10 protein-coding genes are annotated in these 13,336 nt (G+C 48.6%); 3 read left to right on the top strand and 7 right to left on the bottom strand.

Features of this window, described 5'->3' with window-relative positions; translation table 11 throughout:
• Position 1: 1 nt before the first annotated feature.
• A complete protein-coding gene (locus MMIC_RS08770) occupies positions 2-262 on the bottom strand; it encodes a transporter suffix domain-containing protein (protein WP_072660090.1) in 261 nt (86 codons plus the stop codon).
• A 12-nt stretch (positions 263-274) separates the two neighbouring features.
• Positions 275-1,444 carry a tRNA uracil 4-sulfurtransferase ThiI gene (thiI, locus tag MMIC_RS08765; RefSeq protein ID WP_072660089.1) on the bottom strand — a complete coding sequence of 390 codons (1,170 nt, stop codon included), beginning with the start codon at positions 1,442-1,444 and terminating at the stop codon, positions 275-277.
• Between the two features lie 82 nt (positions 1,445-1,526).
• On the opposite strand from thiI, the gene MMIC_RS08760 reads away from it, so the two are divergent.
• A complete protein-coding gene (locus MMIC_RS08760) occupies positions 1,527-4,301 on the top strand; it encodes an MHYT domain-containing protein (RefSeq protein WP_072660088.1) in 2,775 nt (924 codons plus the stop codon).
• Between the two features lie 101 nt (positions 4,302-4,402).
• On the opposite strand, the gene MMIC_RS08755 is transcribed toward MMIC_RS08760, so the two are convergent.
• From MMIC_RS08755 to MMIC_RS08745, 3 genes are all read right to left on the bottom strand, one after another.
• On the bottom strand, positions 4,403-5,188 hold the full coding sequence (locus MMIC_RS08755) for a M15 family metallopeptidase (protein WP_072660087.1): 786 nt from the start codon (positions 5,186-5,188) through the stop codon (positions 4,403-4,405).
• Between the two features lie 90 nt (positions 5,189-5,278).
• Positions 5,279-7,198: an ATP-binding cassette domain-containing protein gene (locus tag MMIC_RS08750; protein WP_227819443.1), complete on the bottom strand. Its 1,920-nt coding sequence runs from the start codon at positions 7,196-7,198 to the stop codon at positions 5,279-5,281.
• 182 nt (positions 7,199-7,380) lie between these two features.
• Complete coding sequence (locus MMIC_RS08745; protein WP_072660086.1) at positions 7,381-7,878, bottom strand: Spy/CpxP family protein refolding chaperone; 498 nt, start codon at positions 7,876-7,878, stop codon at positions 7,381-7,383.
• A 164-nt stretch (positions 7,879-8,042) separates the two neighbouring features.
• Here MMIC_RS08745 and MMIC_RS08740 point away from each other — a divergent pair, with 164 nt between their 5' ends.
• Together MMIC_RS08740 and MMIC_RS08735 are read left to right on the top strand one after the other, a co-directional pair.
• Positions 8,043-8,726 carry a response regulator transcription factor gene (locus tag MMIC_RS08740; RefSeq protein ID WP_072660085.1) on the top strand — a complete coding sequence of 228 codons (684 nt, stop codon included), beginning with the start codon at positions 8,043-8,045 and terminating at the stop codon, positions 8,724-8,726.
• 3 nt (positions 8,727-8,729) lie between these two features.
• Positions 8,730-10,088 carry an ATP-binding protein gene (locus tag MMIC_RS08735; protein ID WP_072660084.1) on the top strand — a complete coding sequence of 453 codons (1,359 nt, stop codon included), beginning with the start codon at positions 8,730-8,732 and terminating at the stop codon, positions 10,086-10,088.
• A gap of 12 nt (positions 10,089-10,100) precedes the next feature.
• Here MMIC_RS08735 and MMIC_RS08730 read toward each other — a convergent pair whose 3' ends face one another.
• Together MMIC_RS08730 and MMIC_RS08725 are read right to left on the bottom strand one after the other, a co-directional pair.
• A complete protein-coding gene (locus MMIC_RS08730) occupies positions 10,101-10,283 on the bottom strand; it encodes a hypothetical protein (protein WP_143144928.1) in 183 nt (60 codons plus the stop codon).
• A 355-nt stretch (positions 10,284-10,638) separates the two neighbouring features.
• The gene (locus MMIC_RS08725) at positions 10,639-13,296 is read right to left on the bottom strand and encodes a valine--tRNA ligase (RefSeq protein WP_072660082.1); all 2,658 of its coding nucleotides are present in this window, start codon (positions 13,294-13,296) and stop codon (positions 10,639-10,641) included.
• Positions 13,297-13,336 lie beyond the last annotated feature (40 nt).

Genomic DNA, 13,336 nt, shown 5'->3' with positions numbered 1-13,336 from the left:
CTTATTCCTTTTCAGGGCCGCGTGCCGTCAATTTAAACAAGTAAGGTTTCAGCCGTGCTTTGAATGCCTGATAGAAAGGTTTCCCCAACAAGAACAGGCTGACAATAAAGCTGACTTCGGCAACCACCAGACATGTTGTGACAACGATCGTGATCGTGGCTGCATCTGTATCAAGCACAAATGGCACAAACAACATAGCAGCCCATAATATCCATGATGCCCAGAACAGAGAAAGCCCCAACACACGTTTAAACTTCAACATTGCAGGCCCTTGTTACGCGTCCAGCTCCCGTCCTGAGTCGAAAAGAACCACACGCACAGGGTTATCCAGTCCTTCCAGTGGCAACATCGTTTCATAATGAGCCACTCGATCTCGTTTGGCATTGGTTTCCGGATGTTTGGCAATCAGAAACGAGCATATATCACAGTACTCTTCAACAGAGATATCATAGGTACCAATTCGGCGTCCCAGCGCAACAATCTCTTCCTTATCAGCTCCAATCAACGGGGAGAGAAGAGGCAAATCAGCAGCATCATAAATCGCGCTGATATTGGCCAGTGTCTGACTTGCCACCTGCCCCAGTGAATCACCCGTCACCAAAGCCTGGCCTCCCTGCTCATGAGCAATTTTGGCAGCAGAGCGGATCATCTCGCGCTTGTAGATTATCATACGATACTCTGCTGGCACATGGGCAATAGCATGGCGCTGAAACTCTTCCAGATCGATCAGATAAAGTTTCACCCTGCCCTGATAGCGTGAAAGTTGACGGGCCAGATCCCTGATTTTAGCAAAATCACGATTGATCGTGCTGTTGTAGAGATGAACCAGAACTACCTGCATACCTCGTTTCATCATGGAATAGGCAGCGACAGGCGAATCGATTCCGCCGGAAAAGAGTACAACACCGCGCCCGGAAGTCCCTACAGGCAGGCCGCCGATACCAGTGATTTTGCGCGTATAGATATATGCAGCATACGCACCCACTTCGACCCGTACATCAATCTCCGGAGCATCCAGGTTCACTGTCAGGTTCAGCTGGTTCTTCAAAAAACCACCAACCTCAAAGTTCAATTCCGGTGACAGAATCGGAAAACCCTTATTGCTGCGTTTGGATGTAACCCGGAATGGTTTACCCGCAACATCAGGCCCGAAATCAGCGAGTACAGCAGCTTTTGCTGTTTCCTGCATAGCTTCCAGATCAAGTGCACACTCATGTGCCACTGAGAAATTACGGATGCCCGGCAACAGGGCCAGAAGATCAAGTAATTCGTCACTGATGGATTCAAGGTCGGCTGTCATGCGGCCATGTTCGCGATGAAAACCGCCGGGCTTAAGTACAGGTTTAACCACACGTTTGATGTTTTCAGCCATACGGCGCTCAAACGTGGCACGGTTTTTGCCTTTTAAAGAAAGCTCTCCGAAATGAAACAATAGTTTTGGCATGGCGCAGAAACCTAGCCGGTTGAATTAGAAGATACAGTGATTTGATGAATCATCTTTTGCTGGAAGAGAAACAGGAGTACAAGTGATACTTGCCGAGACATACCATATCACGCTTGTAGTGGTATCCATTCTGACAGCTATCGGTTCATCCTTCGTTGCCCTGTCCACAGTGCCGCGCATTCACTCAGCGATTTCCAGCAAGCACTCATTCGCCTGGATTGCTATCTTTGGCTTAAGCTTGGGGGCCGGTATCTGGGCCATGCATTTCATTGCAATTCTGGCGCTGCAGTTACCAATCCCGGTACATTTTGACATTACACTGACCATATTCAGCCTGTTGCTGGCCGTGGGTGTCACTGCTGTTGCTATCTCTCCACTGAGATCGGGTGGCAGCCTGCACCTGTTCAGCCCGAAAACCCTGTTTATCGGTATCATGATGGGCCTGGGTATTGCCGGCATGCATTATTCCGGTATGGCTGCAATGCGTTTGAATGCAACCATGCAGCATCATTCACATATTATTTTACTGGCTGTAGTGATCGCCATTGTTGCCTCAACCGCTGCGCTTCTGATCGCCAATCAGCTGCGGGATACTCGAATATTCAATCAACTGGGTGTCAAAACTATGGCTGCCATAGTGATGGGTTTCGCTGTATCTGCCATGCATTACACAGCCATGTATGGCATGGACTTTATAGCAAGCGATACTCTGATTCATTTTGAATCAGTTATTGACCCCCTCATCCTCGCCATATTTATTATCATCATCGCTTTTTTGATACAGGGCGGCATCATTATTGGTGCCCTGTTTGATGAGGCCTATGCCATGTCTGAGGAAACAGCCTCCGAAATGAAGCGCAGGGCAGACATCAGCAAGGCTTTGTCAGACATCCTCTCTGTTGCCATGCATAAACAATCACTGGAATCGATGATGGAGAGGGTATTGGACATTATCCTGTCCGTCGAATGGCTCGCACTTGAAAAGAAGGGTTCAATCTTTATTTCCGACAGCCGAACAAATACCCTGTCCATGCTTACCCAGCAGCATCTTCACCCTGAATTATTAAAGCAGTGTAAAAAGATACCATTCGGACATTGTCTATGCGGCAAAGCTGCGGAAACCCGCAATCTGATCTACAAGAACTGCATTGACCACGAACACGTTATCCGCGTGGATGGAATGACCGAGCATGGACATTACTGCATTCCTGTTATGTCTCAGGGAGAAGTACTGGCCGTGATTAATCTCTATCTGTCACCCGATCACCAACAGTCTGCGGAGGAAATATCATTTCTCAGCACAGTTGCCGATGCAGTAGCACCCATGATTCTGAACCACCGCCTGGAGGCTAAGTCACTGAAAATATCCTCCGCCATTGACCAGGCAGGAGAAGCTGTACTCATTTCTAATTACAACGGTCTGATTGAGTATGTGAACAAGGCATTCACTGAGATTACCGGCTATAGCATGCAGGAGGCCCTGGGCCAGAAACCTTCCATCCTGAAAAGCGGCAATCAGGATCAGTTATTTTACAAGCAGATGTGGGACACCATCAAATCAGGAGAGGTCTGGCAAGGGGAAGTGATTGAGAGGCGTAAAGACGGAAGTTTTTATCCTGCGATGCTTACCATATCTCCAATCCGGGACTCTGAAGATAAGATTACCCACTTCGTTGGTATCCATGAGGATTTAAGCGAGCACAAGAGTCTGGAAGCCCAGTATCGTCAGGCACAGAAAATGGAAGCGCTCGGTACTCTGGTCGGAGGTATTGCACACGATTTTAATAACATGCTGGCTGGTATGATCGGCAACCTTTATATCATCAAGGGCAAAGTGAAAGAAAACCCGGACATACTCGAAAAGGTTGAACGGGTAGAAAAGGTCGGTTTTCAGGCGGCAGATATGATCAAGCAAATGCTGGTTTTTGCTCGCAATGATGATGTGGAGCGGCATAAGCTGTCACTAAGTTCGTTCATCAAAGAGGCTTTCAATCTGCATCAGATTGTCATTCCGGAAAACATCCAGCTCAACAGAAACATTAGTGGCTCCAACCTCTTTGTGTTGGGTAATCCTGCCATGCTTCAACAACTACTGCTTAATCTCGTGGGTAATGCTGCTGACGCGCTGGCTGGCGTTGAAAATCCAACGATTAATTTCTCACTCAATGAACTAAGAGGCAGCGAAGAACTCTGTCTGAAACATGCCAAGGCCAAAGCTCACAGTAATTATGCATACATCCATATCAGTGATAACGGTGCTGGTATAGAAGCCGAACATATCGAACATATTTTCGACCCATTTTTCACCACCAAAGAAGTCGGAAAAGGAACCGGCCTTGGTCTGGCTATGACGGCAACCATTATCAGCTCACACAATGGTTTTGTTGAGGTGGAGAGCGAACCGGGTCGTGGCACGGATTTCCATATTTATATCCCACTATGCAATCATGAGGAACAGAAACCTTTAGCCGCGGACTCAGCAATGATCGCTGACAGCAAAGGAGAAACACTCCTGATCGTCGATGATGACGAAACGCTCAGAGACACCACTGCTGAAACATTACAGCTGCTGGGTTATCGCACACTGGTCGCAAGTAATGGTCGTGATGCTGTTGAAATTTTTCAGGCCACTGCTGTTGACGCTGTTATTCTCGATGTGGTCATGCCTGTCATGGGTGGTCCGGATACAGCCAGAGAAATGTTAAACCTTAACCCTCATACAAACATCATTTTCGCCACAGGGTATGACAGGGAGAATGCACTAAAAGATGCCAAAGACCTGGAGAATACTCCAGTGCTCTCCAAACCATTTGAAATTAATGAACTGCACCGCACCATTCGTTTACTGCTGGATTAGAATCATAACAGGTGCTGATGATTCGGGGCCTGTTTACACTAATGATGATAACGTCGATTCGGGGCCGCAGCGACAACACCCGAATTAGCGTAAACAGCCCCCTAAACTATGACTGCCTGAACATGCATCCAGTCATAGTTTTTTGTACGGCCAAGGCTCACCCAACCTTCGGCCTCCCAGAACTCCCACCATTTGTCATATTCCGAACTGGAAAATGAAGCTCTGTCTCGCCCCCACTTCAATTTATTATTTGCGGAATCATAGTCGAGAGCAATGCCCCAGCTATGTGTTGAGTAGCTGCTACCACCACGTTTTTTCCGAACATTCAGACAACCACCCCAGAGATCGAGCCTGAGTCGTTTGATCTCATCCATGCCATAATGATCAAGCACTTGAGTTAGTACTCTGCACAGACTGTCCCGCACCTTTTCATGACAATAAAAACTATGAATGACTTTTCTTTTATCCCAGGCAAGGCGGTGCGGATACGGTAGTTGAAGTCTCACCTGATTTTCACCGACTTTTCCGTAAAACTGGTCCAATTCGCTCTCAGCAGGCCAGTTGTTTGGATTCCTCTTTTCTGGGTTTTCGTTATCGCGCCATGGGGAGGGTAATTCACCAAATTGAATGACATGTTTAAGCTGATCAAATGCAAACTCGGTTTGTGGCCCCCAGTAGCCATCCACTTTGCCTACTTCAATGCCCTTGTCCCGACACATAATCTGGATAAAGGCAATCACCTTCCTTGAATTCGGCCAGCCTGTGGAAACCCCATCAATTGAATTTAATGCAGTCTTAGTTTTGGTTCCGATGATACCATCAACAGTACCGACACTTATTCCACGCCTATTAAGCTCCGCCTGAACTATTTTAATTCTATCTTTCATCAGTCCCTCCCCAAGTATTTATGGTTCTTGCCTTAGGTAAGCAGATATATTGGAAGTAGGGTATCCCATAAATATGGGACAAGAGAATTATCAGCTAGAAAGTGCTTCCTGTTTTGCTTCAAGTTCCTGCCAGCGTTCGTACGCCGTTTCCAGTGCTGGTTCGAGTTCACTTAAACGCTTTTGATCATTCTGGAAGGATTCAGCATCGGTGGTGAAATAGTCCGGGGCACAGAATCGCGCCTCGATTTCTGATTTCTCGTCTTCCATCGCTTCGATTTGGACAGGCAATGTATCAAGCTCGTTCTGCTCTTTATAGGTGAGTTTGGTTTGTTTCTTCGTAGATTTTGCAGGTGCGACACTTGTAGCCTTTTTCGCATCCGTTTGTTTCTGAACCTCCTGCTCTTCCAGACGGCGTGTTTTCCAGGCCAGATAATCGGAGTATCCGCCTTCAATTGGGATGATCTGACCATCACCTTCAAAGGCCAGAACACGCGATGCCACACGGTCCATAAACGCCCGGTCATGACTGACAACAATTACCGTACCATTATATTTCGCCAGTGCCTGCTCCAGCACCGTTAAGGTACCAATATCCAGATCATTGGTCGGCTCATCCAATACAAGCAGGTTGGCTGGATCCAGTAACAATTTGGCCAACATCAAACGACCACGCTCCCCACCGGAAAGTGCTGCAACAGGCGCATTCAGACGTTCTTTATCAAACAGAAAGTCCTGCATATATGAGATAATATGACGCGGCTCATGACCTCCGATATGCACATAATTGCCACCCTGTGGCAACAGAACCTCTTTCAACTTCAATTTTTCATCCAACTCCCGCATCTGGGTCAGAAAAGCCGGTGCAAGACGCACGCCATGGCGTACACGGCCACTATCGGCACGCAACTCACCAAGCATCATCTTCAACAGTGTGGTTTTACCAATACCGTTAGCACCGACAAAACCAACACGATCACCGGACATTATCTTGTGACTGAATGATTTGCAGATCACCGTATCATCAAAGCTGTGTGACAGTTCAACGGTTTCGATCAGCATCTTTCCGACTTTAACTCCGGATGAAACGCGCAGTTCCACATCACCACTTCTCAGCCGTCTGCCGGCACGTTGTTTTCGCAGCTCTTCCAAGCCGCGCACGCGACCTTCATTACGGGTACGACGTGCAGGTATCCCCTGCCTGATCCAGCGCTCTTCACCAGCCAGCATTTGATCAAATTTACGACGCTGACTCTCTTCCACTGCCAGCATCTCTGCCTTTTTCTCCAGATATTCTGCATAGGAGTATGGAAAATGGGTCAAATGCCCGCGATCGAGTTCGATAATCTCTTCGGCTACAGCATCAAGGAAATATCTGTCATGGGTAATAAATATAACTGAACCCGGGAATGCAGCGACAAAATCCTCTAACCATTCAATCGATTCAATGTCGAGATGGTTGGTTGGCTCGTCCAGTAACAATACATCCGGTTCAGCCACCACCGCACGCGCCACCGCCACCCGTCGCAACCAACCACCGGAGAGTTCTCCCACATCACGGTCCGGGTCCAGATGCAACTTAGTGATAGCAGTTTCAATGCGATTGTGGAATTGCCATGCTCCGGTTCGCTCCAACTCAGCCTGCAGTTCATCAATCCGTTTCAACGCATAATCAGAACTATCGGTCTCCAGAGCATGCAGAGCCAGATGATAATCTTCCAAAGTTTGAGCTATGGCACCCAAACCTTCCGCCACCACATGAAACACCGATTGACCTGCAGCAAAGTGCGGTGCTTGCGGCAGATAGGCAACCGTCACCCCTGTACGCAGTGTCACCTGCCCTGAATCGCACTCCACTTCACCCGACATAATCTTTAACAGGGTCGACTTACCTTCCCCGTTTCGACCAATCAGACCGATGCGTACACCACGCCCAATACTCAAACAAACCCCATCCAGCAGCACCTGAGGTCCGAAAGCTTTATCGATATGGTTTAAGGTCATGATTGGCATGAGCGAAGCATAACCGTGAAATGAAAAAAACGCCCTGCAATAATACAGGGCGTTTCATGTCATGGCATTGCCTGTGCCGGTTGAGTCGTTCAATTTAGGAAACCCTGAAAAACTACGTCCATATAGTTTTTCAGCAGGCCATGCGTGGACTGCAAGGATTCACTGAATTTCTCTGAGAATCCTTAATTATTGCAACGACCTGATCCAGGACCACCGCGTCCAAAGCCACCTTTTCCTCCCTTGCGGAAGTTTTTCTTCAATTCGGCAGCTTTTGTGCGCTGTTCCGGTGTCAAAATCGCGTGGATTTCAGCACGTACTTCAGCACGATGTACAGTCATCTGCTTCACCAGATCGGCTTTTTCATCGGCCAGTTTTGCCACCTGCTTGCTGTACCCCTTAGCGCCCGGATCAAGTTTCTGCATTGCATCACGGTTATCCTGCATTGCATCACGAATGATCATACCGGCACCGCGATTATCCCGATGAATCTGCTTGAACTGCTGTCGTTGCTGGTCGGTCAGATTCAATTCATCGGCCATACGCTCCATTCGCTGCATGCCGCCACCGCCACCCGGAGGAAATGCATACGCCATATTGGCAAAGCTCACTGCCAGCATGGCTGCCACAGCAAAGCTCAGTACAGTTATCCAGTTTGATGGTTCTTTATATGTTTGGGTCATGATCTACTCCTGATGTATTTCTCTGCACGTTTCTCACCGCGCAGATCGAATGCTCTTCTTTTCTCTGCAAAGCGGATCACAGGATTTGAAAAAGATGTGCCTGAATATGTAAAGAAAGCGTAAAAGCGGCTTCCCGCAGGTCATTTTCGTGGCAATATAGCGTTATGACGATTCTGTTAATTGATGACGACCGTGAACTGTGCGAACTAATGGGTCGTTTCCTGAGCTCCGAAGGCTTTGAAGTAGAGGCGGAGCATGATGGTCTGTCCGGTCTGGAAAGACTGAAGCAGGATAGCTTTGAACTGGCCGTGCTTGATATCATGATGCCGGGTAAGAACGGCATGGATCTGCTGCGTGAACTGCGTCAGTTCTCAAGCATGCCGGTGATTATGCTCACCGCTCGCGGTGAAGAGATGGATCGCATTATCGGGCTGGAACTCGGAGCCGATGATTACCTGCCCAAACCGTGTAACCCGAGAGAACTGGCTGCGCGTATCAGAGCTGTATTGCGCCGTAGCAGTGAACAACAGAACAGCGGTGATATACAGGACAATCGATTCGGAAGCATTGAGTGGCAAGCACAGTCACGCACTGTGTTTGAAAATGGACAGGCTCTTGAACTCACTGCAACGGAATACAATATCCTGGCGGCACTCATGCAACATGCCGGTGAAGTGGTCAGCAAACATGAATTGAGTCAGACCGCACTCGGAAAACGCTATGGCCCGTTTGATCGAACACTGGATGTACATATCGGCCACCTGCGAAAAAAACTTTCTGAGACAGTTAATCACGAACCGCGTATCAAAACAGTTCGCGGCATTGGCTGGTTATTTGTTCCTGAGTAAGTCATGAGACTATACTGGAAAATATTTTTTCTGCTCATGCTCACCCTTCTGGTGACTGCAGGACTGTCCGGCTGGCTGAGTCAAAAATGGCTGATGGAAAATCAGGCCATTGAAGCACGCCTGAATACACTGACAAGCATGGGTGAAACAGCTGTCAGCCTGTATGCAGACGAAGGTGCTATTGCCTATCGACAATGGCAAAGACATGCCTCGCGCAGCCAGCATTTCCAGGCTGTGCTGATTGATGCTGAAGGCAGACATGTACTGAACCGCCCAATCCGAAGACCTCTACAACCTCTGCTGGAACAGGTGCAACGTGAGCAAAAGAAAATCACCATGATTAATCCACCCAGACTGGGGGTCGCACTTCCGATTATGCATGAGGGACAGCAATACTACTGGCTGGCTGGCACCCACCTCTCTCCGGACATCATGAAACAAGGTGGCAGGCAGATGTTGCTGATCAGAGTCGCTATTGCCCTGCTGGTTATATTACTCATCAGCTGGCTGTTAACGCGCATGTTCACACAGCCCATTCGTCAGTTAAAGCAAAGTGGCAAACAACTTGCAGCAGGAGATTTTAAAGCCAGAGCTCCATCAATTGTTTCCAGTCGCAAGGATGAACTCGGCGATCTTGCAAGAAGCTTCGATCATATGGCCGAGGCGCTCGGCAGCCTGGTAAACAGTCACAAACAGTTGTTACGGGATATCTCGCATGAATTGCGCTCACCTCTTTCCCGTTTGCAGGTTGCTCTGGAGTTGGCCCGCAATGAAGCTGATGACAAGGCAAGTGATGAACTTGATCGTATCGAGCTGGAGGCTGAAAGACTTAATGAGTTGATTGGTGAGGTATTAACACTTGCCCGTTTTGAACAGGGTGCGGTACAGGCTGAAAACAAACCGCTGCAATTGCACGATCTCATCCAAACCGTTCTGAGCGATGCTGCATATGAAGCAGAAGCTTCGGATAAACAAGTTTCTCCGCTTCAAATCGACACATGTATAGTATCCGGTGACCCGTTATGGATTGGTCGTGCTCTAGATAATGTTATTCGCAATGCCATCAGACATACAAGGGAGCATGGCAGTGTTGAAGTTGCATTGCTGTGCCAGCCCACTGAAGCTGTGATCACTGTTCGTGATTTTGGTGAAGGCGCTGATGAATCGGTATTGTCAGATCTCTTCGAGCCTTTCTTCAGGGCTTCTGAAGCGCGAGAACGTCATCATACGAGTAGCGCCAGCGGTTACGGCCTCGGTCTTGCCATTGCCAAGCGGGCCATTTCAATGCACCACGGCACAATACATGCCCGGAACCATCCGGAGGGAGGGCTGGAGATACAAATCAGCTTACCAAAACTATAGAGGCTTCTGCACTCAGAGTTTTTCAACCGGTAATCCTGCAGCCATATAGACATACGACCAGAAGCAAGACTCTCGAACAAAGTAATGCGTGTGTTGGTGATAGCGAACCAGCAAACCTCCACTACAAGATTTTACCATAAAATTCAGGTTTCCAGCGAAGCGATCTGCGATTCTTTGTGCACGGATGCTTTCCATAAGCACCTCCTGCCGGGGATATTTGGCTCCACCGGCCATTTCATCTCTTTGTAGTTATATATCGCATAATTCGTGCCACATATAAGTCCTCATTATCAATTAGTCTGGAGGATCCTGGATAAATAACAGTGATACTATTTCCTATGCAATGGAACTATTTACCATTGCATAGAAATATCTCCAATCTCTGTAAGCATTTGCACTATAAATCGACCATTCACTGTAACGGGCATCCGGTCAGCCTCCTTTCCCCCTCCCTTGACTCTGGCCGGATGCCAAGGGTTTGCACCAACAAAAAGAGGAGACCATCTGCTACAAATGGCCTCCTCTTTAAAGTCCTGGGATAGTTAGACAGCTAGACCAGTGAACTCAAACGTTTGATACCTGCCACCATCTCATCTCGTTTGGCTTTGGCCTCGTCAAGATCAAGCCTGACCTTGGCAACTACCGCTTCCGGCGCATTCGCGCAGAATCGTTCATTAGCGAGCTTGCCTTCGTTCATGGTGATATCTTTATCAAGCTTGGCGATGTTCTTCTCAAGCCTGGCCGTCTCCTCAGCAACATTGATCAGCCCTGCCAAAGGGAGGTAGACCTTTGCCTCAGCCAGCGGTGCAACAGCAGCGCCTTCAACTTCCGTATCAGCATCCTGCCATGCCACCGACTCCAGCTTGGCCAGAGAGATCAACAGCTTCTGCTCAGCCTCAAGATCGGCCCGAACTTCAGCATCACATGCAATGACCGCAGCGATGCGTTTACCCGGATTCACATTCATCTCACCACGCACAGAACGGATCGCAGAGACCACCTCCATCACGCGGTTCATACGCCTTACAGCCTGATCATCAGAGACATAACCCTGTGCCCAGTCATCGGTCACCAATCTTGCATCCGGACCGTGAAGCTCCTGAAACAGGGTTTCAGTAATGAACGGGCAAATCGGATGCAGCAGACGTAACCAACCATCCAGGGCCGTCAACATCACGACCTGAGTCTCGGCCTTGGCCGCTTGATCATCACCGTAAAGTGCAACCTTGGCCGCCTCCACATACCAGTCGCAGTAATTGCCCCAGATGAAGTTGTACAGCGTACCAGCCGCCTCATTAAAACGGTAATCTATCAGTGCTTTCTCTACATCTGCAGCACAGCTGTTGAGTTCACTGAGGATCCAGCGGTTCACATCCAGTTCCGGCTGAATCGAGGCATCCGGTTTGGCATCTCCCCGATTCATAAATACGAAACGAGCGGCATTCCAGATTTTGTTCATGAAGTTACGGTTGGATTCAATGCGTTTGATATCCAGCTTCACATCGCGACCCGGTGTTGCCATATGCGCCAGCGTAAAACGCAGCGCATCAGCGCCGTAATCACCGATAATCTCCAGCGGATCAATCACATTCCCCTTGGACTTGGACATCTTCTGTCCCTGCGCATCACGAATCAGTGCATGAATATAGATATCCTTAAACGGAACCTTATCAGTGAATTTCATGCCCATCATGATCATGCGGGCAACCCAGAAGAAAATGATATCAAAACCGGTGACCAGCACATTGGTCGAATAGAACTCTTCCAGTTCTTTGGTGCTTTCAGGCCAGCCCAGAGTGGAGAATGGCCACAGACCAGATGAAAACCATGTATCGAGAACATCTTCATCCTGACGGATATTTTTAGATCCACAACCGGCACAGCATTCAACCGTTTCACGACTTACCGAAATATGATCACAGTCTTCACAATACCAGGCAGGAATCCGATGACCCCACCAGAGCTGACGGGAGATACACCAGTCCTGAATATTGCGCATCCACTCAAAATAGGTTTTTTCCCAGTGTTGCGGCACAAACTTGATATCACCGTCTTCTACGGCAGCAATGGCAGGCGCTGCCAATGGTTTGATATCCACATACCACTGATCGGTCAGATACGGCTCAATCACAGCATGCGAACGATCGCCTCGCCCAACCTTGTGCGTATGCTCTTCAATCTTGTACAGCAGTCCCTCTGCTTCGAGGTCAGCCACCATACGTTCGCGTGCTTCATAACGATCCAGACCGTGATACTGCTCAGGGATGAAATCTTCCTTAGCAATGTGGGCACGATTGGTAAAAATGTTCAGCAACGGAAGATCGTGACGTTTACCGACATCGTAATCGTTAAAATCATGCGCCGGGGTAATCTTCACGCAGCCTGTACCGAATTCGGGATCGACATACTCATCAGCAATCACAGGGATCGTACGATTACACAGTGGTAGAATCAGCTGCTTACCGATCAGAGCTTTATAACGTTCATCATCAGGGTGCACTGCAACCGCACCGTCACCCAGCATGGTTTCAGGACGTGTGGTTGCAACAATCACGTGCTTGGATGGATCGTCCGCATGCGGATACTGAATATGCCAGAAGTGGCCCTGTTCCTCTTCATGTTCAACTTCAAGGTCAGAAACTGCTGTCTCAAGTACCGGATCCCAGTTTACCAGACGTTTACCGCGATAAATCAGTCCCTCTTCATACAGACGTACGAAGACTTCACGAACAGCATCAGACAAACCTTCATCAAGTGTAAAACGTTCACGACTCCAGTCACACGATGCACCTAGGCGTTTGAGCTGCGAAACGATAGTTCCGCCGGATTCTTCTTTCCACTCCCATACCCGGTCAAGAAAACGCTCACGTCCAAGATCACGGCGGTGTACACCTTCCTTATCGAGAAGCCGCTCGACAACCATCTGTGTTGCAATGCCGGCATGGTCAGTACCCGGCTGCCACAGTACCGATTTGCCTTTCATACGTTGCCAGCGAATCAGCATATCCTGAATAGTAAAAGTGAATGCATGCCCCATATGCAGGCTGCCAGTCACATTCGGTGGAGGAATCACGATGCAGTATGCATCGTCGGATTTGTCTCCGCTGATGGTTTTCGGGCGAAATGCATCCGAATTCAACCACTGGTCATTGATTGCAGGTTCAACCGCCTGCGGGTCGTAAATTTTAGCAAGCTCGTGCTGGCTCATGGAAAATCCTCGGTACCGGTTACAGATTAGACGGCCATCC

It is taken from the genome of Mariprofundus micogutta (assembly GCF_001895085.1).
In the GTDB taxonomy this organism is placed as follows: Bacteria; Pseudomonadota; Zetaproteobacteria; order Mariprofundales; family Mariprofundaceae; genus Mariprofundus; species Mariprofundus micogutta.
This window is presented reverse-complemented; position numbering and strand designations above follow the sequence as displayed.